The organism is Candidatus Protochlamydia naegleriophila, from assembly GCF_001499655.1.
GTDB classification, from domain to species: domain Bacteria; phylum Chlamydiota; class Chlamydiia; order Chlamydiales; family Parachlamydiaceae; genus Protochlamydia; species Protochlamydia naegleriophila.
Genome location: NZ_LN879502.1, coordinates 1,992,610 through 2,013,801 on the forward strand (window position 1 = coordinate 1,992,610; position 21,192 = coordinate 2,013,801).

The window sequence follows — 21,192 nt, forward strand, 5'->3', positions numbered from 1 at the left end:
TTAATGGCAAAGGTGCCTTGATGTTTGCCAAGAAGTTGTTACAGGCCATAATAGACCAGTCTATTGTTACCAGATTGATCCTCAAGATCCATTTATAAGAAAATAAAATTTCCATTGGGACTGGGGTATCTATTCATATTCAATGTTTACCTAATAAAAAATCTTATTGTCGAAAGACAGGATCTAAGAGTGTTGTTGGGAAATGCAGATGATCTAGTTACTCTAACATTAGCTTTTCATGACGATAAAACAATAGCTTTTGATGAAAAGACATTTCTTGCAAGGCGCAATCAAATAGAAATTGAAGGCCTTATTCTATTTGGCATTAATTCTAAAAGCCAAATAAAAAAGCAAATTCTAGAAAGTACAAAAACGACTCCCTTACAAAGCCAACCATTACTACAAGGGCAACCAGGATCTGTTTCAGGCTCTTTAAAAGGCACTCCCAAATTGACCGATGGCCACATATTTATGATTTTCGATAGAGAAAATGGCAAAAAAGCATTAGGCGTTAAAGAGTGTGATTTTGAAGCCGTTATGAATATAGACCGCAGCTATAGATGAAAATAGTACAGCTCAGGAGTATGACATCATTATCATTGATCGAGAAGTACACGAAAAAGTCGATAAAATTACAGGAAATTATCGTCAAAAACATCTACCTTTTTGGAAAATCAAAAAGTAAAGAAGAAGAGTTTGAAATTATCGTTTTAGAACTAATGATTTATATCTCTTTTTCGGCGTTAAGTGAACCCCTTAGCCGGGCATACTCAAATGCTTAAGAGTTAAAAAGCAAAGTTAGTGCGTGTAAAACAAAAAATCTTGCCTTAAATAGAAAGTTCCTTGTATGTATTCATTAAGAAGAAATTTTATATCTATAATAATAGAATTACATAGTGAAGAACAGGCAATATGCAAACCAATCTTTCTTAAAACACTAAAATAAATTTGAAGTTTAAATAAAATCAACGTTAAAATGATCTTAGAAGATAGTATAACTTATTCAGACTGAGTAAAAACTTGTCAAAAAAACCATGAGAAATTAATCTTTTGTTAAACTTTCATAAAGTTAACATTAAATAGAGGTTATACAATGAGCATTCATGGACCCATCAGTGTCCCACTGCAGCCCAATTGGCCATCAAGCCACGGAGAGCTACCCACAAATGGTGGAAACTCTCACTTAGCTAAAAAAGTTTTAGAAAACCAGCCGACACCTTCCTCTCCACTCGAAACCAAGAAAGTTTCTAAAACAGATTCCCTTAAAAAACCTGAAAGCCCCAATACATTTTTTTCACCCAAGCTTCCCTATTTTCCGCCAAACTCAAAACCTTTACAGACTATTATCACAAAGGTTGTCACATCAAGAAAGCGCTGTTGGTCAGAGATAGAAGAAAAACCCCTCGATATGAACCCGCGCACATTATATACTCTTCACTCTCTTGCATTAGCCAGAATTTGCCACCAGACAAAGCAGCTTGAAGAAGAAGGAAAACTAATTGACTCCGTAAAAACAGCCGTCGATAGTTTTCTACTCAGTAAGTACTTTCATTCCGGCTCTCACTTTGCCAAGTATTTATTGGATGGATATCACGGCATCACCTGTTTAGACATGAACGTGATTAGAGACAATTTACTTTCTTTAAGAAGAGCTATTGCACTCACTCCTGATAACCAAAAGCTAAGCATAGAGTTAGACCAAGCCGCTGAGTTCTTTGCAATGCGCTGGAAAGAGCTAAAAGAGGAAGGACAAATCGATGAAGAAATGTATAACCTCCTCAATCAAAATCTAAAGCAAGTCTTGACTGAGGAGCCCTTCAAGGATGAATTCATGAAGAATCCTGAACTCTTTAAAAAAGTTAAGGATGCTCCTGAGATCTTACTAAAAAAATACCCCCACCTCGCCTCTGTAAATGACTTCCTTTCTAGGTATCCTGAAGCTGGAACTATTCGCTTAAGGGATGGGACTTATAATCTTCAAAATTTAAAATTAACATTATCTGATGCTGAAGCGAGCCCTTTAACACAGAGCATTAATCTTCTCGTAGAAGAGCCTGTTATTACTTCCACAGCAGCCAAGCTTATCAAAGATTTTATGCTTAAACATCCCAAAGTGCAAGTTTATCTTAGTGACGAAGCCGATGGATCCGAGCTAGCAAAAGCCTTCCTTGAAGATAAGACATTGGTTAATGGCAAAGGTGCCTTGATGTTTGCTAAAGGAGTTGTTACAGGCCGCAGTGAGCCTGTCTATTGTTACAAGATTGATCCACAAGATCCATTTATAAGAAAATAAAATTTACATTGAGCCTGGGGTATTTATTCATATCCCAGACTTAACAAATAAATTCTTATATCGATTATTTCCAATCTCGATACATATCAAATTCATAACTAAACGAACAATCATTAGAAATTAGTTATCGACTAAATTATCAAATATATTTTATAATTAGGCTAACATGTAAAACATATTCAATCTAAAAATTCGAGGATATATGCATGTTAATGACAAACATATCCCAACAAGTTCGTACGATTTAAAGCCACTCCAACAAGGTGCTAAACAGAACGAGCAAGGCACAATCCAAGGTAGGACAGCCTTTGTAATTGATGTGGCAACGCATAATACAGATTTAGCCAAATCCGCTAATTCTACAAACAATCAAGTAGTTAAAATCCCCTCTAAAAATCAATCTTCAATTGAAGCAGAATCTCTAAAAGCAACCTCCTTAAAAACCAATCCCGCCATAGCTTCAGTTAAGACTCAAACGATTCTTAGCAATCCTCACATGAATGAACAATTCGAGCGCATGAGACAATTTGGGATATCGAAAGAGAGAACTGGGGTCATGTATATTGATAAACTTGTTCCAGCAAACTCTCCTGAATTGATAAATGCGGATCCAAGCGAAATTGGGCCTGTATATGCAATCTTTGAACAAGAAGATGGAAGACTTGCATTAGCCGTTGAAGCAGATCAAGCTGAACATGTGCGTAATCAAGCCCACACTTATACAGATGCTAACGGGCAAATTCAACAGTACGGTATCGTAATTATTGATCCTGAAATCAGTGATCAATTGAAAAACATTTTAGACGATTTTGTTGCGACCCATATCACCCCCAATTTAGCTCCAAGGGAAAAAGAAAAAGAACACGAGAAAAAAGAAGTGGATGAAAAACCTACATCCCATACCCCTCCTCAACCTACAAGATATGAATACAACCCAAAAATCGTCGAAAACAAGAACAAGGATGAGCAATCCAACGATACGAGCAAGCTTTTATCCGAAAACCCCAAAGTCATCCTCAAAAACGTTCTTGAAGCCGAATCCCTGTTAGAAGCCAAGAAAATGAATCAAGAACGCGCTCAAGAGGCGAAGAAAAAACTCATCGATGAACAAGAAGAGCGCCGAGAAATTAGACATGAAGGTTACAAACACGATGAAATCAAGCAAGGCAAGCGGCAGCATGACATTCTGAATGAAACGATCCACCATCAAGAAACCGAAAGGCCTGCCTCCGTCTCAACCACACAACAAAGCAAACAAGACGGAAAATAAATTTTTCTCTATTTAAAACAAGCTATGAGAAACAGATAGTGCCTCATGGCTTGTTTTAAGAGTTTCCATAATCACATACAGTTTTTGTTGTTCACTCTCATTCGGCCTTTATTGTGTGACCAATCTGATCCTCGCTCTCCGAGCTCTGATTGTTTTTATCCCATTTATCTCCAACTCATTATGTCCATCACGTCACTGTTGACTCTGAAATCAGTCGGTCTACCGACCTCTAACGCGCGCGTTCGCTTTAGTTTATAGACGTAACAAAAAGGTGGGCTTGGATAAAAAGAATCAGATTCGATTGAAACTAGCAGCCCGTGCTTTGGATACGGAATGTTGTGAGAGGCCTTTAGGCCGACTGATTTTAAAGCTCATAGTGAGTGTTCGAGCGAACTATGGGTAACGGAATAAAAAAATAATCAGAGCTCGGAAAGCGACTGATTGCAAATTTCTTACGAAAGTTAGCTTTATCCCATGTATTAAACTACTAGGCTGAAATAACCTTAAAACCTATCCTGTGAGGAAGGTAGGAGAACGATCTAGTAAGCTAATATAGGCGTTCCTAAGTGAGGATGGGAATAAGCCCGTTTTCTTCCTCTGAAAGTTTTTTCTCTTTCATATCCCGTGTTGGAAACGACAGATGAGGCAGCTGAGAGAAGCTTCTCTTTAATGGCATTTGCCTTCTGAGCCTGAAGTTCAATGTGCTTTTCTAAAATAGTCTTTATTTTTTTTTTGCATCTTCTAATAGTTCAATATTTCTATCTCTTAATGCTTTTCCTTCTTCTTGTTCGGCAATAAGCTTGTCTTGCGCAGCATTAGTCTTCTTCAAAAGCGCATTATTCTCTTCCAAAGCAGCAAAATACTTATCTCTGTAACTTTCAGCATCCTCTTGAAGACCTGTCTGATTTTTTTCATTGAGCTTAGAAACTTTTTCGTGAAGAGTGTTTATAGCTTGTGTGAGGGATTGAAAGATTTCCTTTATTTTAGCTTCATTTGCCCCAATGTTTAATGTTCCACTCAAATTAAGAGTAGGATTAATTAATCCAAAACTGTACCCTTTGCACCCTTTCAAAATAAAACCAGCAGCTCCGTATAAAAAAGGCTTACAGCTAGTAAGCATTTCAACAAATTCCTTCCAGCGTTTTTTTATTTTCAAACCAGTAGAAATAAGCTTCCTTATATCTAATAAAGAAGAACACATATCCATTAATCGGTTAATCCGCTTCTCTTTCACATAATTTTTATAAATTTTAATACATTTAAGCGCTGGAAGCCGCATGCTGAGTGGATTAGGAAATTTTTCTTTTTGTTCAGACAGCCACCTTTCATACTCAGATTCCTTCCTCCTTCTCTCAGACATTCTCTCAGAGTCTACCATCTTTTCCACATCTATCAATCGAATCCTTTTTTTGCGATCAAACATGTTATTTATCCACTCATCTACATCAAAATTGATGCCAAGCCTGGCAAGTTCCAAGGAAAAAGTAGTATCTTCAAATTCTTTTTTGTGATTTAAAATAAAAAGTTTTTTCTTTTGGTTTAAAATTGCATCGTACTTTTCAATGACGCTTAAAGATGGAGAGGGATCAAAATGGTAGCTTCTGGTTATCTCAAATTGTTCTTCTTCACTAAAGAAAACGTCGCCGCCTTCACCCGAGTTTAAAGACGGTTGATTTAAATCGGAAGGAGTAGGGGTGTTTATCTCTACATTTTGCTGATGAATGAAATGAAATTCCTCTTTCTCTTCACTTGAAACTACATCTTTATTTTCATCAAAGTTTAAAGGAGGAAGGATGTTTAAATTAAAGTCGTACCTTTCTAAAGAAATCACAAAGCCACCATATTTTTTTATCGACTATTTTTTTTAATCGTTGTAATGGATATTTTTCAAGTTTTTTCTAAGACTTCAAGTGTTCTTCAATATTTATCGCAAATTTTCTTCATTTTACCTTGGATAAACTCTTCTACTTGATCTGGGAGTTCATAAAATACCCCATTCTTAACTATTGTGCACATGATTGTACTATCAAGATCTTTCATCTTGGAAAAATATGGGGTTCTATCACAAGACACCTCGCATAAAAACTCTGTATAATTTCCTGCCTTACTAATAGCTACATTTTCACTCATATTGACAAAAGGAATAGGAGATTCTCCCTTTTCTTTAGCCAAGCTTAGAGGCATGCCTTCTGTAACGTAATAGCCTCGAAAGACATCGTCGCTACACGTCACAATCTCCTTAATACTCCTATCAATAATGCCTTCAATTTTACTAAAAATTTCCGACCATTTCTTTTCATTTGTCACTAAAGTCGAATCCTGTGTGAAATGAAAAGTAAAAAAGCGTAATGCAAAGTCGTAACATTCACGGACTGCACTCCTTCTAAGTACCATCCATGCTTTAGCGCCTTTCACCTCTGCTTCATCTCCCAAAAGCATAAGCGTATGAGAAACACTCTGTTTAAATAACTGTACCACTAGCGACTGGCTTTTAACCGTTTCTGTGGATGAGTTGTCAAAATTCACCTGTGGATCTTTTGCTTGCGACTGAGTGCATGTCGATGCATTAGAAGATAACCAAGCCCATGCCGAAGTAATTAGCTGTACAGCCATCATTTTAGTTCACCTTAGTAAGAGTTAAATTTTAATTTTGCTTATACATTTTGAGAAATTCTTGATAGAAGTCAAGAAAAAATAATTATCAACAGTAAAATTTTAAATGCAGGTCTGATTAACAAAACAAACGCCTTAAAAATAAAATTTTATCTTACCTTAAATTCACTCATTTGCCACACAACTTAAATTGCTATAAATTCTTTTAAAACTAGAGTCCATGAAGCCGCGCTTAATTAACAATTAGCTGTTTAGGTTTTTCTTATACAATCTCTAAAAAAACGCAACATTAAAAACAAGCCAAAACCAAATTGCATCGCTTATTATACAGTGAAAACGAAGAAATAAATCGCTCTTAATAAACTCTAAAAACCCAAATCTAATTAGCTTATTTCGAGCATCCTAATAACTCACAAATACTTTTAAGCTATTTAATTTATATCAACCCTATGTCAAAAAAACTCTCACAAAAAACAAGCTAAAATTAAAGTTTGCTGCTTTTTAAGAATCTATAAAGCACAAAGAAAAGTGGTTGTGAATACAAGGAAGGGTTCAAATCCAACAAATGAACCATCCAATTAAAATCGTAAGAATCTGCCAGAAAAGCCCCCCCCTTCCTCAGGTTATTATGGAAGCGGTTTTCCCCTTTTTTCTTCGCTTCAAACAAAAACAATCACGAAAATAGCCACCTGAAAACGTTTCAAAGGCAAATACCTTCATTTCTCCCTTGTTCCCTCTGACATATCTGAGAAAATCTCTATAAAGTTGCAGGGATACTTTGGGACCGCATTTTAGAATTGGAGAGGGCTCAGACAGATGCCTCTATCTATCAGAATGCATTCGTGATTTGCTGTTTGTTTCCTATAAGAAATTCGCCAATTAGTATGAAAACATGCTCACTTGCCATTGGAGAAGGCAAAAAAGGCTGCTTATTTTTCACTCTGGAGCTTAGCTTGCATCCTGTCTTTAGAGCTTATCAATACATCACATGGCATCACATGCCTTGACATGGGTGTGATTCAAAGCTGCTTATTGACTTTAAGGAAAGCGATCGCACTAGATTCAGGTAACCCCAAGATTAGCCTTGAGTCAAATTAAGGCCATTTCATTTTTTGAAACGCGCTGGAAATAACTCTGCGAAGCGGGACAGCTAGATGAGAAGGGCTATCTACGATTTAAAAATCTGTTCGAACACATTTTTACAAAAGACCCTTTAAGAGGGCATTCGTTCTAAGACCCACATTCTCTAAGCACTTCACAAAAGCTCTTAAAGAGTTTTTAGAAAACTATCCCACTTTGCAAGGTATTCTTGCAAGATGTCTACATGTTCAATTCGTGGCCAGACAAAGACGAATATCGCCAAAATAAATTGTTTAACATCTTAATCTTCTTATTTAGCGTTCTTGAGGCGCTTTAAAAATATCTCGTATTCTTCTGAAAAGCCTTCAGAATCGGACCAACGCTCAACTTCAGAAAGATTAATAGCTTGTTCCAAACATATATTGATAGTCTGTTCTAATCCTTGTCGATCATCCCAATGATAGAATGCTCCTAATCGATCTTTCACGCTATCTACAGGGCGCAACAATTTAATTTACCAAAGCGTGTTTCGACACTTCCGAAATCACGCACATACTCATTTCCTACAGCTGCCGGCGGAGACACAAATTCAACAAACCAAGGACACTTCGGATATTGAAAATACCGCACTTTTTCAATGAATCCTATATCTAATAAGGCTTTCTTGACTTTCTTCATGTCTTCATACGTTACACAATCCAAGTCGTACGATTGATAGCGGTTTTCTGAATAAATGGTCACGCAAGCTCCGCCAACAAGAATAACGTCAATACCTCGCTTTCTCAGCTCCTCTGATACATAACCGGCGAATGCTTTGAGGCTAATATTTTCCCAATCATAATGGCTTTCCTTTGTATCTTGGGCACTTTCTGATTATCTGCTCATAGTATTTATCGCGGATATCTTGAGGAAATCCATCATAGGCTTTTTCTAAAAATAGTTTTAATTCTTTGATGAAGGGATAGCGTGGATTTAATTGGTATAACAAGGTCTTGCCTTTTCGTTGACTTACTATGATACCCCCCTTTTCCAGTCTTGCTAATCCCCTTTGAAAACTGAATAGTGGCATCTGAAAAACTTCTTTAAGCTGCGATGGATAGCACTCCTCATTGACCACAAGATAGAATAATATTTTTTCAATAACAGCATTGCCAAATAGACACTCTAACATATTAACCACCTTTTTTGGTCATAATACCACTAATATTGGTTATTTTTAATAGCGCATCGGTGGCCAACTTAGAAGTTAAAAAATTAACAGAATAAATCGACTTGTTTTTTCCCACGATCAAGTGAAGAATGAACAGAGCTCGGAAGAACGGCTGATCAGCATGGCCTGTTTAGGTCCTTACCAGCACCCTAAACGTCGATTAAATGTTATGACAAGACACCAAATTTGCTATCGAAGGCCTGCATCCGATTGTCCCAAAAAAGATGGAGCCTTTACTGCTGGACATGCGTCAGAAACGAAATGAACTTATTACCAATTAGCTTAAAGAAGCTCAAGGAAATCTATCCGCGCTGCAGGTATATCCTGCAAGGAATTTTGCTTCTCTCTCTGCCGGAGAAAAAAGAAGAATGACATGCCTTTTAGCTTTTGAGCACGCTAGAACACACCCTAACTTACAACTAGTCATTCACGATGAGCCCTTGGCTCATTTGGGTCAACATAGCATCAAAGATCAAATCGAAATCATGAAAAGAATTCAAAAACTTCCTCATGAACCGGCACAATTAATCATAGCCCATCATTTCATAGAAGAGCTATCAGATCAGATTCAAGGAACGACTCTCATCAACTTAAACTGATGCAGCAAGCAATCTTCTAAACATTAAGTTTCATGCCAAGATACCTCAATCCTTATGCGAGATACCCTTCTAGCTGAAATTGGATATGCCCCCAATTCCAGCGCAACTAAAACTGTGCCTTATCTAGCAGTAAGATCTTAAACTATAATTGTATCGATACTGGATATTTTTAATCTGATGAATTCGTGTAGCCTGATGTTGGAGTTATAACCCATCCCAACACACTCTTGCCCAAATCAATATGTAAGGATTTTATCAGAGCCATCATTAAATATAGAATCTCGTCCAAAAAGTGACCAATTTAGTGGATTTAATTTTTCTTCCCGAATGCGGTTAAGCATCTGGGTTTATAATTGAATGCAAACCTAAAACTAAACAAACACTTAAATATCAATTTGATCAAAATCAAGGTGTTATCATTTTTAATTAAAAGTTGAAATTACCAAGTCCGTTAGGTTGATGCGTGCTAAAATTGCCTGTTGCAAAGCAGTCAATGCAATAGAAGCGCAGTACCCAAAGGCTTATTTGCTACCTGCCTTTAAGGCAGGTGATTAGAAATTAACACAATTAAATTAACTGTTGAAGGTGGTAATAAGATTTAAAACTACCCATAAATGCGTGACGGTTAAATAAAACATTCGCCCTCACAATAAATATTGCAGTAAAACCCCTTTAAAAAATTAAGAAATTAATGTTGCTGCAATCATATTATTGCGTTATCTTAACTGCGTTGTTTTTAACAACTTTTGTATTATTAACTTTAACTGACACGTACTATGAATCATCATTTTAATCCACAAATTAATTGGCAACCTTTTAATAACCATCAACTTGCAATTCAAGTGCAAAACAATGCTTCCTCTTCAGCATCTTCAGCTCTTAATTCTAACCCACAATCTGCATTTTCGAGAGTTGACCAAATTGGAAAAGAAAATTTTCCTATGCACGCAAATGCTCAAATGCCTTATGTCAATTTAAGCTGGGAAATATCTCCTGCTCAGGCAAACTCTAGCATTCAAAAGCAGAAAAAAACAAGAGCAAGCGCTCAAAAAACCCAAGTCTCATGCCAGTCTGTTTTAAGAGAAGTAAAAAAAAATTATAACCGTACTGCCCCTTCTCAAAGTGAAATTGAAGCCCTTTATCACATGAGTTTAAAAGATGCGGCAGCAGTTTTGGAAATGAGTCAGAGTAAACTCAAAAAACACTGCAGAGAACATGGGATTGAAAAATGGCCCTATCGGTCAACGCGAAAACAACTAAACAGAATTGAGCAAGAGCTGCGTTGCTCGTTTGCCCAGAATTCAAATAGTTCCGTTTCATCAACTATTCATCAGTCATCTTCCAGTGGATCTAGTGCAGGCAATCAGGCCGATGTTGAAGATTCCTCCAGCGAATATGCTAACTGCGATGCTCAAGAGCCTCCTCATACATTTCGACCCATTATTGAAAGTGAAGACAGCCAGAGGTTTTTGTATTCTCATGTCCCTGAGTTTCAAATTTCACCTTTAACTCCACTTTTGCCTCCTATATCCCAGCTGAATTTAACTCCATTAAGACTATCAAATGAGGATAAACCTTTGACGGGAGATGCCATTCTACGCATGGCCAGGCAGGCATTAAAAAATTCCACCCCTTCTTTGCATGGTTAATCCTTTCCTGACAACTTTGAAGAAGCAAGCCTTCTTGAATTAACTGATTCGCAAGAGAGAGAGTAGACTTGTCATTTACTGCAAGTGAATTCTCTCCTGCGATTTGTAAAAATCAAAAATAAGACACAACAATCATATTACAATTTAATTGCAATTACGCAGCTATAGCAAATTACTTATATTATCAACTTTACCCGGCACAAACTATGAACAATCATTTTAATTTAATACTCAATTATCAACCGGTTAATAACCATCAACTCGCAATTCAAACACAAAACAATGCTTCCTCTTCAGCTTCTTCAATGACTACTCCTAGCTCCCACTCTGCAGACTCGAGAGTTGATCGAATTGGAAAAGAACACTTTCCTGAGCATGCAAATGCTCAAATTCCTTATGTCAATTTAAGCCGTGGAATGTTCCTGGCTAAACTAAACGATAGTATTCAGAAGCAGGACAAAACAAGAGCTAGTGCTCAAAACACTCAGCAAGTCATTGGCCAGTACAAAAAGAAAAGCGAAAGTATAGTAGTAAAGTCCCGTCTAAAAGTGCAATTGAAGCTCTGTATCACCTGAGTTCAAAAGAGGCGGCAGAAACTTTGAACATCAGTGAAAACGCATTTAGAAAACACTGCAGAAAATATGGAATTAAAAAGTGGCCATACCGTTTTACATTAGACAAGCACTATAAGGACATTTTAAAACAAGTAGAGCAACGCTTATTTGACCAACATTCAAATGATTTAGCTTCGCCAGGTATGAATCAGGCATCGTCTCCGCGGTTACCTTCTATCTCCCAGCTGAACTTAACTCCACTAAGCCAATCAAATGATAAACCTTTGACAGGTGATGCGATTCTACGTAGGGCCAGGCAAGCGCTAGAACATTCAAATCCTTCTTTAAATGGTTAATTCTTCCATGACAAATTTGAAGAAATAGCCCTTTCTTTAGCCCCTCTCTTCACAAGAGAGAATGTACTTGTCACTTCCTGCAAGCCCATTCTCTCTTGCTTGATTATTTGTAAAAATCGAACAAGAATCAGTACCTGAAGTTAATTTGAAATGTCGAGCTTCGTTTCAATCCATACCACCTTAATTTTTTAACACTCACAACAAATAAAATATTTTGCGTGAAAGAAATAGTCGCCTTATTTGTTTTAAGAATGTTTTTAATATTGTGCCAATTGCACTACATTGTTATAGTAATCGTGCGTTTTAACGCTTTTGTTATATTACCAACCTTAAATAATATTTACTATGAATAATCAATTTAATTCGCGAATTAATTGGCAACCTTTTAATAACCAGTCTATTGCAATTCAAGCGCAAAACACTGCTTCCTCTTCAGCATTTTCAACTTTTGATCCTAGACCACAATCTGCGGTCTCGAGAGCTGACCAAATAGGAAAAGAAAATTTTCCTGTGCACGCAAACGCTCAAATGCCTTATGTCAATTTAAGTGGTGGAATGGCTTCTGCTGAGGCAAACAATAAAATTCAGAAGCAGGGAAAAACACGAGTAACCGCTCAACAAACTCAGCAAGTAAGCCAGTCTGTTTTATCAAAGAAAAAGACCAAAAAAGTAATAGTCATAAAGTCCCGGCCAAAAGTGAAATTGAATCTCTTTTTTACTTGAGTTTAAAAGACGCAGCAGCAACGTTTGACATTAGTGTGAGCAAACTCAAAAAGCATTGTAGAGAATATGGAATTCGAAGATGGCCATCTCAATTCGCACAAAACCAGCTGTGGGAGAAAATTGAGAAAGAGCTGGGGCAGCGCTCATTCGACCAACATTCAAATAGTTTAGTTTCGCCAGCTATTAACCAGCCATCTTCCAGTGGATCTAATGCAGACAATCAGGTCTATGCTGAAGATCACCAAACCTCTGAGATAAATGTAGAAGATTCCTCTATTGGCCATTTTGACAGCTATGCTGAAGAGCCTCATTCCTTTCGGCCAACTGAAAGAGAAGAGAGCCAGGAGCGTTTGTATTCTTATTTCCCTGACTTTCAAATTCAACCTTTAACTTATTCGCTTTTACCTTCTATCTCCCAGCTAAATTTATCCCCAATAAAACCAAATCAAATGCTAAGCCATTGACAGGAGATGCCATTCTACGCATGGCCAGGCAAGCATTAAAAAAACTTTGAAGAAGCAGGCCTAAACCCGCCTCTTCACAAGAGAGAATGGGCTTGCAAGCCCATTCTCTCTTGCTCAATTCTTTGTAAAAAACCGAACAAAAGTATGCGTTGTTAACCGTACACGTCTTTATTTTTATCCCTATCAGTTTGATTAAAATTTAAACAAAAAAAAACATTCAACAAAACAAAAATAACTCAATAAAATTTGTTTTAATAATGAAGTTTTTAATGTTGCTAAGATTGCATTTCACTGTTATAGTAATCGCGCTTTTTAGCTGATTTGTTATATTATTAACCTTATCTAATATGTACTATGAATAATCAATTTAATTCGCAAATTAATTGGCAACCGTTTAATAACGAGCCTATTGTAATTCAAACGGAAAATAATGCTTCCTCTTCGGCTTCTTCAATTCCAGGTCCTGGCCCATCTGCATTTTCGAGAGTGGGACGAATTGAAAAAGAAAATTTTCCCGTACAGGCAAATGCTCAAATGCCTTACGTCAATTTAAGTGGTAGGCTATCTCCTGTGCAGACAACTACCAAAATTCAGAAGCAGATAAAGACAAGAGCAAGCGCTCAAAAAACCCAGCAAGTCTCTAGCCAATCCCCTTTACCAAAAGGAAAACGAAAGTATAACCGTGCAATCCCATCTCAAAGTGAAATTGAAGCCCTTTATCACCTACCTTTACGAAAGGCAGCAAAAACTTTAGATATCTGTGATAGCAAACTCCAAAACCTGTGTAGAAACTACGGATTAAAAAAATGGCCTTACAAAGCCCAATCCGCAATAAAGCGAAAACTAATTAACCACTATGCAAATAGTCTAGTTTCGCCAGCCATTGCCCAGCCATCTTCCATTGTTTCTACAGAAGACAGGCAGGACTATAGAGTAAATAGCCTATTTCGTATGGCAAATTTTGAAGGCGCCTCCACCGGCAGGCATGCCGAAGAACCTTCTCACTCTTTTCGCCCAATTGAAAGAGACAATACGCATGGTCTGGAGCATTTGCATTCTGTCCCAGACTTTCCAATTCCACCTCCGCGCTTGCCTTCTATCTCCCAACTGAATTTAACTCCAATAAGCCAATCAAATGCTAAGTCTTTGACGGGAGATGCCATCCTACGCATGGCCAGGCAAGCATTAAACCATTCAAACCCTTCTTTAAATGGTTAATCCTTCTATGACAACTTTGAATAAGCAAACCTAAACCCGCCTCTTCACAAGAGAGAATGTACTTGCAAGCACATTCTCTCTTGCTTGATTCTTTGTAAGAATTAAATTAAATTCTCAATGTTTAGAATAAATAAATGGCTTGCCTTTGAAATAAAAAAAGTCAAGGTGCTGTAATTACAGCGCCTTGACAATCACCTTGTTTAATAAATTGATTACATTATTAACTTAACTGAGACCTATTATGAATCATGACTTTACTCCATTAAATTATAGAGAGCCATTTAATAGCTCCTATACTGCACTTCCAGCTGGAAACAACGCCTCTTCTTCTACGTCTGCAATTCCAGGCCCCAGCCCCCAATCTATCGTCGCAAAAGTTGGCCAAATTGGACCAGAATATTTTCCTGGGCAGACAAATGCTCAAATACCTTATGTCAATTTAAGTGGCAGGCTATCTCCTGTGCAGACAACCAACAAAATTCAGAAGCAGATAAAGACAAGAGCAAGCACTCAAAAAACCCAGCAAGTTAACAGCCAGTCTGTTTTACCAAAGAAAAAAAGACAGCATTATAGCTTTCCAGCTCCATCTAAGAGTGAAATTGAAGCCCTTTTTCACCTGAGTTTAGACGAGGCTGCAGAAACTTTGAAGATCAGTATGCGCAAACTCCGACAATTCTGTAGAGAAAATGGTATTAAAAGATGGCCATCTCGTTTTTCACTATCAAGACAATTTAAAACTTTTAAAACGGAAGAGCAGGGCTTAAAACACGGGCTCATTTTGCCAGCATCCGCCGCGCCATCTTCTAGCGCTAGCCAACGCAACCAGATTTATGATAATCGCATTCCTATGGCAAACTCTTCCACAAGCTATTTTAATAGCCACGCTGAAGAGGCTCCTCATTCTTTTCAGCCAATTGAAAGAGACAATAGTCATAGAGAGGAGCGTTTGCATTCTGTTCCAGACTTTTCAATTCCACCTCCGCGCTTGCCTTCTATCTTCCAGCTGAATTTAACTCCTGTAAGCCATTCAAATGATAAACCTTTGACGGGAGATGCCATTCTACGCATGGCCAAGCAAGTCTTAAACAATTCAAATTCTTCTTTGAATGGTTAATTCTTCCATGACAGCTTTGAAGAAACAGGCCTGCCTTTAAACCAGTCTTTTCACAAGAGAGAGTGTACTTACCACTAAAGTACTCTCTCTTGTTTTATACCTACTCACCCCTTCTTTCGGGCCTTCGGATGCCTAATAGCAGTCATGCAGCAATCTAAACTGACAAATTACGCAAACTTTAAGCTATTAGCGCAATCTGAATGAGACCGGCGAAGGTGAAAAATTAGCTTGTGGACTAGCTGGGAGCTCAAGCTTGATCACTTCGTCCGTCACGCCATTGACGTTGACCTGAACCACGCAAACGTCTGTTTTGCTAGATAAGGTCGTGCCAGGCTCAACGCGGATACTAAACCGATACTTTCCTTTTTGATTAAATGGCCCAAAAGGTGTCGATGAGCCCGAATTCGAAAAAAAGAGAGGATCGAGCAGATTGACAGTGCCATCTGGTAGCTCAATAATCGGAGTGACGCTTCCTTCTCCCAACAGATTGAGCTTGTCATTCAACGTGAAGACCCCCGAGAGAGTATTTCTTGTTGTCGGAAAGACAGATTCATCCGAAAAAGGATAGTCTGAATAATCACTCGAATAGTCGCTGGAACGAGAGTAGTCGGATGAATAGGAATCACTGTCATACGAATAATTAGTATAATCCGAATACGAATAAGAATAGTCACTGGAATGATGATGGTGATGAGACGATAGATGATTTTTGTGACGCGTGCCAAAGGCTAGACATCCCACTCCGACGATGAGTCCGACAACGGTGATTCCCGCTACGGCAACTGCAGCGCGATTATACTGCACCTCCTGTTCATCGCATTCACACCCACAAGAAGCATAAAGAGGCGCGGGCTGCTCGAAAGAAAAAGCTAATGCCAATAAACAAACATAGATCACTCTTTGCTTAAATCCCGATCTCTCACATTTACCCACAGTCATACGTTCCTCTTTATCTTTCATCTCTGTCAAAAAGAATTTTGCCAGTCAAGGTTTGCACCTCTTCGTTTTGAAAATGAACATAGCAAAATCTTTTTCTACACCAATAAGCCTTTTTTTTAAACCAATATAAAAGCACCAAAAAAAACCACTTTCATATGGTCATGAAGCCTTATTAAAAATAAATAAAAAATAAATTTCAACACTTCGTTGTCAAAAAAGAGCTACCCCTATAAAGTTTTCAAAGTCTTTTGTCGCTCCAATTTTAAAATATTTTCTAACCACTCATTGAAAGCTCATTTCACCATTGGAGTCTTATCAGTTTTAAGCAAAATCAGCAGAAGGATGCTCTTATACAATATATTTGAACCGATCGAGCTTTCAACTATGCCCAAGCCAATTTTATTAAAGCGACCCTTAAGTCCCGCAGTTTAAGATAGCCACATTTTCAACATTTTTTATGGGTAATTTATGCAACTGGATTGTTCACATTCAGGTTCAGAAGAATACGTTCAGCTCAATTTCGAAGATCTCGCTTTATCGGAGGAGGAAAGCAAACTAAGTTCGCCCAAAAAAAGTTCCAAAGCTAGTTCCATCCACTTACAAGTCACTCAAATTCAAAAACAAGCTTTAGCCTCTCCTAACCATTCTTCGTCTAATGGATATTCACCCAATTCCAAGTCAGGACATAACCTTCTTCCTCTCCTAAAATTAAGTGCACTTTCAGCGCCTCAATTGTCAACAAATGACCATACAAGCCCCACTTCTCCTAGGCCTTTCCATTTGCCTTTGAGGGAGGATCTGATACCTTCTAAAAGAAAGGTCGCAACAAGATTGAACAGTTCCAAAACGAATAAAACGAGTCTAGAAGCTCAACCCTCTTTTTACGCTCCAAAGCCTAGTTCTATCAACTCTCCCCATTCGGAACCATCCTCCACAAGAGATAGAAGTATCCAATCAAACAAAAAGCTTTTCTTGAAACAGTCTGAAGAAGTTCTAGCTTCTTTTGAAGCCCTTTATCAAACAATCAACGCCTGGAGAAGAAAAGAGATTGGTTTTGATCCAGAGACCTCGCTTGTAGAAACAGTGCGCATTAGTGAAATCTTCATCCAGACATTAAAATCCAAATGCCGAGAGCAGTGGCTAATTGTTGTAGACAAAGTCAATGCCTTGTTTGATGAACAACCCTTTTCTCCCACACTATCGAGCCGCTCGAGTGATGAGTTAACTTCACGTCCAAGAAGCGTTAGCTTACCGATGTTTGGAGAGTATTTGCATGACCCCTATTCAATCTCTTTGCAGGAGTCGCTTAAACAAGATGGAATCTCACTCTCCAAGCAATCTGCCATCCGTTCTGCCATTCATCCCTTATTGAGCGCCTGTCTCATTGATTTGAGCAAGCCTCTGACTGATAAGCCGAACATGAAGCAGATGCTAAAAATACTGGATCTTTCCAAGCCTGACTCCGATTTTATCGTTCTCGTGAAATATCGGCAGAGTCTAGTGCAATTAGTCGCCATTTTAAGTCATCCTTCACATGACATCGCAACCCATGTTCCCAAGGGTCAGCAACAATTAGTCGCCACTTTTTTAGGCAGCCTACGCCAGTCTAAGGAGGTCAAACTGGCCAATGGAGAGAAGGAGAGCCTAATGACTGAATACCGTCAAGATAGCATTCAACTGCTCTATAAAAGCATTGAAGCCCTTGACAAGGCAATTCAAACTCATTTTTACTCCTTTGTGGAGTCCATGCAAGGACTCCATCCCCAACTTTGCCATCAAGCCTATGACATTCTATTCAAAAGACCAGACCGCCACTTTGAAGCGAATTTGATACGGGCCATTGAAGGGAAGTATTTGCATCTCATTAAAAAGAAAAAGAGCATCCTTTTGACTCCCGCCTATCTAAAAGAAACAGGGGATCAAAGAAGCGCGATTCAGAGGCAAAATGCGCTCTTGCTAAGAAAAAAACTTAGAAGCCTTCTCAGGTTTTTTAGTCGGCACTTAACCCCCGATGTTGATGTTAAAACAGGCTATCAGAATTGGTTCACAGGCACCCTCTCTAGTCAAATGCCATTGACCAAAGAGCGTGTGATGAAGGAATTTGCGGCACAGTACGCGGCTTTGCATCAGGAATGGGGCGAAAAAATGGCTCCAGAGTTGGAACCTGAGGCCTTTGATACCCTTCTCAATCAGTTTCCCATGTATAAAATAGGTATCGTACTGGGTTTATTCAATCAAGAATTCCTTAAAGGAATCACGGGTAAAATCATTGAACTCCATAAGCATTTAACAAATAACCATTCATCGTGCCCAATCAAGTCCAGCACCTTGGAAGACCACTTATCTAAAAAAATTCGGATTGAATTCAAAGAACACTGCCTATTTTTTATGGCTAAAAGGATTGGCAATTTAGAGCTCGATCCTGGCTGCAGGCTCACGACAATTTCCCGCTTTCAAGCGCCCATCGACCACCTAGCTTGCTTAAGCATCTCTTATGAACTAGTCGTTGACCTACCCGATCACCCATTAATACCAGAAGCAGCCCAGCAATTAGAAGAAATTCTGATGATTGCACAAACGATGGGACTCACCATTAAGATGCCATCTCATGCGATCCTTTCACAGTCTTGAGCCTGCTTGACTCTACCTTCAAACGGGGGTAGAGCCAGTGCCTATCCCAAACAAACACATAGGTAATCTTGGTCATGCTCAATCAGTCGCTCTTCCGAGCTCTTGTATTTTTTAATTCTTTTACCCACCGTTTTCACGGTGGGCTTTAGAGCTGTGAGAAAAAATGGGGCTCGAGAAGCGATTGATCGAGCATATGATTACATCTCTTGATAGCAGCAGACCTGGCTTTCTTGGTTTTTTCATTTTTATCTATTCACAAGTCGAATCATGAATGTAAATAAAGAATAGAAATCAGCTCAAAGCTGAAGAAATTCCAATGGATACTTATCCCCTGTTGGATAGAAGAATTCATCGATCTCATCGAATAACGTCTTTTGAAAGAGTCTCATTCACTTTAACTTTCCCTCCTTACAATGTCCTCAGTCCTAGCAATCAATGCGCTGAGTAACAGATTAGCCATTCTTTGAGGGAGAATAGAAACTTTCTCCTCGCGTAAATCTAAATGCCTATGAATGTAGTTTGTGGTTTAATTCTAGATTGTATAATTTTTTAATAAAATTTTACGAATTGGTAAGATATTGATAAGATATGGAATAAATAGATTTTCAAATCGATTACACTTAGATTCGTTAGGCTTTAAACAGTAAAGTGGCGCATTTTACATCGTCTGGCATATGATCGAGTATATTAAATTCTCCAGGCAATTGGATATGAAGTTGACCTGCCATGGCAAAAATTTTACTTTCGGGGTATTCTTCTAGTGCACGTTTAATGGACGAAATAAGGTATTCGTTGCGTTGCTTTCCTTTTTCTATATACGTATAAAATAATTCCAATGTCTCATCGAATAATTTCTGTGCTAGTTGAGGGAAGTTCTTTTCCAAATTTTTTACCCTTTCGAGAATTTCAGGTGCCCCCCTTTTTTCTAATTCCCAACCAATCTCGCCCATTTCTTCATTTATTTTTAAACTCTCTTCCCATCCCAACATTCGGACATTTTTTGAAATAGATTGATAAATATTATAAATACTATCAGGGCTTGGAATAAACTCTTCATGTGTTGCCCCCTCAACGAGAAAAATATCTCCATCTTTTCCAAAATTGCTGACAATTGCAACTTCTAAATCTAGATGCTTTGGCATTCTGTGGACTTCGCCCATGAGAATGACTCTGGCATCTTCTACACAAGACGTGTTCTTATAATTAATCACCGCATGATTTGAGAGTATTTCGGAATTTAGGTTAATCGTGCTATAATCGAATCTTGTTTGATCAAGAACAACTTCCTCATTTTCAACGCACAAATTGATTGGCAATCCAAAAAAATTAACCAGGTGCAATCTAGATGCTTCTGAGCTTAAGGTTTCCTTATATACCTCCCCTCCAAAGACTCGACTTCTATTATTTCTCTCAGGTTGACTTTCAGTAGCTTTAAATATTTTTTTAATTATTTGATAAGCCAAGAATGTGGCAGCCAAGCAGGCAAAAATCGCTACTGCAATAGTTATTATTTTTTGCTGACGTTCTGCTATAAAAGGTAATACTCGTTCCTTAAAAAAGGGAACTGAAAGTCTGGCAAATGAATCAATGCTAACGGATATAGGCATTATTTTTCCTTTGATGAGTCATAAGTTTATCCATCATGTAATTTAAGAAAAAGCATAAAAATTTTCTTTTCCCATGAATATTTTATATAGCAAGGTGAAAAAAGCTTAGTGTAAATATTTTATTAGATTTACAAAACTTTTACTGACAATTCATTAGTATTAGTTTAGCTCAATCAAATCATCCTTAACTATAAGAGAGCATAATTATGCAAATCGTTCCGCAACCTTACCAACCTCAACAACTTGCACCAGACAATGGCCAACGTGTTCAAGAAAATCAATTGGCTCTTATTGCCAACCATATAGAAAATCCAGACATACCACTTAATGAGCGAATGGGCCTTGTAGGCCGAGCTGTTTTTTTTGGAGCAAGAATAATAGAGGGATTACGATATAATAATCTTGTGTTGACTGAACGCGTTAACCAACTGCAAACTGAAAATGAAGGCTTGCTCCGACGAGTAGAGCTAATGGAAGATGTTGCGAGAGTGGAAATACTTCGCCAAGAATTCTTTCAGAGCGAAGCCGAATCAGGTGCTTACGGTGGATGGATGGGCATGACACTTGGTCTTGGCGCAGCTGCAGGATTTGGTTTTACAACTTTACCTGCAGTCGCACTTACTACCTTGACTGGGGTAATTAGCGGTGCAGTAGTAACAAAAAAATTTGAAGAGTTCTCGAAAAAAACGATGTTCAAACACTTTGAAGAAAATTATAAGCGAAGCAATCCAAACGCTTCTGAGCGAGAGGCTTTTGAATACGCTAAAATTGAATACAACAACAAAATGCTTAGAAGAGCTATCCAAGGAAATTTAGAGCAAGATTATCAAGCTGCTGACTATTAATTATTCGAGAGAGAAGAGCATGCCTCT

At 38.1% G+C, this 21,192-nt stretch carries 20 protein-coding genes; 13 read left to right on the forward strand and 7 right to left on the reverse strand.

Annotated features, from left to right (window positions below; genetic code table 11):
* Positions 1 to 189: 189 nt before the first annotated feature.
* The 3 genes from PNK_RS08375 (at position 190) to PNK_RS08390 (ending at position 3,563) form a co-directional block, all read left to right on the forward strand.
* The gene (locus tag PNK_RS08375; protein ID WP_059061447.1) at positions 190 to 564 is read left to right on the forward strand and encodes a hypothetical protein; all 375 of its coding nucleotides are present in this window, start codon (positions 190 to 192) and stop codon (positions 562 to 564) included.
* Positions 565 to 1,093: 529 nt separating this feature from the next.
* Positions 1,094 to 2,293, forward strand: a complete 1,200-nt coding sequence (locus PNK_RS08385; protein ID WP_059061450.1) for a hypothetical protein — start codon at positions 1,094 to 1,096, stop codon at positions 2,291 to 2,293.
* 202 nt (positions 2,294 to 2,495) lie between these two features.
* Entirely contained in the window at positions 2,496 to 3,563 is a 1,068-nt protein-coding gene (locus PNK_RS08390) for a hypothetical protein (protein WP_059061452.1), read from the forward strand.
* Between the two features lie 721 nt (positions 3,564 to 4,284).
* Here the strand turns inward: PNK_RS08390 and PNK_RS08395 are convergent.
* The 5 genes from PNK_RS08395 to PNK_RS08410 all read right to left on the reverse strand — a co-directional run bounded on the left by PNK_RS08395 (position 4,285) and on the right by PNK_RS08410 (position 8,427).
* A complete protein-coding gene (locus PNK_RS08395; RefSeq protein ID WP_059061454.1) occupies positions 4,285 to 5,394 on the reverse strand; it encodes a hypothetical protein in 1,110 nt (369 codons plus the stop codon).
* A gap of 86 nt (positions 5,395 to 5,480) precedes the next feature.
* Positions 5,481 to 6,179 (reverse strand): hypothetical protein, encoded by a 699-nt coding sequence (locus PNK_RS08400; RefSeq protein WP_059061455.1) that lies wholly within the window; start codon positions 6,177 to 6,179, stop codon positions 5,481 to 5,483.
* A gap of 1,387 nt (positions 6,180 to 7,566) precedes the next feature.
* Positions 7,567 to 7,743, reverse strand: coding sequence for a hypothetical protein (locus tag PNK_RS13480; RefSeq protein WP_158021764.1), 177 nt, complete (start codon positions 7,741 to 7,743; stop codon positions 7,567 to 7,569).
* Between the two features lie 5 nt (positions 7,744 to 7,748).
* The gene (locus PNK_RS08405) at positions 7,749 to 7,997 is read right to left on the reverse strand and encodes a hypothetical protein (protein WP_059061457.1); all 249 of its coding nucleotides are present in this window, start codon (positions 7,995 to 7,997) and stop codon (positions 7,749 to 7,751) included.
* 94 nt (positions 7,998 to 8,091) lie between these two features.
* The gene (locus PNK_RS08410; protein WP_032124126.1) at positions 8,092 to 8,427 is read right to left on the reverse strand and encodes a winged helix-turn-helix domain-containing protein; all 336 of its coding nucleotides are present in this window, start codon (positions 8,425 to 8,427) and stop codon (positions 8,092 to 8,094) included.
* A 407-nt stretch (positions 8,428 to 8,834) separates the two neighbouring features.
* Between PNK_RS08410 and PNK_RS08415 the strand changes: the two genes are divergently transcribed.
* The 8 genes from PNK_RS08415 to PNK_RS08445 all read left to right on the forward strand — a co-directional run bounded on the left by PNK_RS08415 (position 8,835) and on the right by PNK_RS08445 (position 15,143).
* On the forward strand, positions 8,835 to 9,065 hold the full coding sequence (locus PNK_RS08415; RefSeq protein ID WP_059061459.1) for a hypothetical protein: 231 nt from the start codon (positions 8,835 to 8,837) through the stop codon (positions 9,063 to 9,065).
* Between the two features lie 941 nt (positions 9,066 to 10,006).
* Complete coding sequence (locus tag PNK_RS08420; RefSeq protein ID WP_158021765.1) at positions 10,007 to 10,714, forward strand: RWP-RK domain-containing protein; 708 nt, start codon at positions 10,007 to 10,009, stop codon at positions 10,712 to 10,714.
* Between the two features lie 206 nt (positions 10,715 to 10,920).
* Positions 10,921 to 11,289 (forward strand): hypothetical protein, encoded by a 369-nt coding sequence (locus PNK_RS08425; protein WP_059061463.1) that lies wholly within the window; start codon positions 10,921 to 10,923, stop codon positions 11,287 to 11,289.
* A 23-nt stretch (positions 11,290 to 11,312) separates the two neighbouring features.
* A complete protein-coding gene (locus PNK_RS13175; RefSeq protein WP_231909237.1) occupies positions 11,313 to 11,624 on the forward strand; it encodes an RWP-RK domain-containing protein in 312 nt (103 codons plus the stop codon).
* 345 nt (positions 11,625 to 11,969) lie between these two features.
* Positions 11,970 to 12,347, forward strand: a complete 378-nt coding sequence (locus PNK_RS08430; protein ID WP_059061465.1) for a hypothetical protein — start codon at positions 11,970 to 11,972, stop codon at positions 12,345 to 12,347.
* Between the two features lie 35 nt (positions 12,348 to 12,382).
* A complete protein-coding gene (locus PNK_RS08435) occupies positions 12,383 to 12,811 on the forward strand; it encodes an RWP-RK domain-containing protein (protein ID WP_231909238.1) in 429 nt (142 codons plus the stop codon).
* 354 nt (positions 12,812 to 13,165) lie between these two features.
* On the forward strand, positions 13,166 to 14,029 hold the full coding sequence (locus PNK_RS08440; RefSeq protein WP_059061469.1) for an RWP-RK domain-containing protein: 864 nt from the start codon (positions 13,166 to 13,168) through the stop codon (positions 14,027 to 14,029).
* A 241-nt stretch (positions 14,030 to 14,270) separates the two neighbouring features.
* The gene (locus PNK_RS08445; protein ID WP_059061472.1) at positions 14,271 to 15,143 is read left to right on the forward strand and encodes an RWP-RK domain-containing protein; all 873 of its coding nucleotides are present in this window, start codon (positions 14,271 to 14,273) and stop codon (positions 15,141 to 15,143) included.
* 186 nt (positions 15,144 to 15,329) lie between these two features.
* Here the strand turns inward: PNK_RS08445 and PNK_RS08450 are convergent, their stop codons facing one another.
* Positions 15,330 to 16,082 (reverse strand): hypothetical protein, encoded by a 753-nt coding sequence (locus PNK_RS08450; RefSeq protein WP_032124119.1) that lies wholly within the window; start codon positions 16,080 to 16,082, stop codon positions 15,330 to 15,332.
* A 468-nt stretch (positions 16,083 to 16,550) separates the two neighbouring features.
* On the opposite strand from PNK_RS08450, the gene PNK_RS08455 reads away from it, so the two are divergent.
* The gene (locus tag PNK_RS08455) at positions 16,551 to 18,713 is read left to right on the forward strand and encodes a hypothetical protein (protein ID WP_059061475.1); all 2,163 of its coding nucleotides are present in this window, start codon (positions 16,551 to 16,553) and stop codon (positions 18,711 to 18,713) included.
* 629 nt (positions 18,714 to 19,342) lie between these two features.
* Here PNK_RS08455 and PNK_RS08460 read toward each other — a convergent pair.
* Entirely contained in the window at positions 19,343 to 20,320 is a 978-nt protein-coding gene (locus tag PNK_RS08460) for a hypothetical protein (protein WP_059061477.1), read from the reverse strand.
* 206 nt (positions 20,321 to 20,526) lie between these two features.
* Between PNK_RS08460 and PNK_RS08465 the strand changes: the two genes are divergently transcribed.
* Positions 20,527 to 21,165 (forward strand): hypothetical protein, encoded by a 639-nt coding sequence (locus PNK_RS08465; protein ID WP_032124116.1) that lies wholly within the window; start codon positions 20,527 to 20,529, stop codon positions 21,163 to 21,165.
* Positions 21,166 to 21,192: the final 27 nt, after the last annotated feature.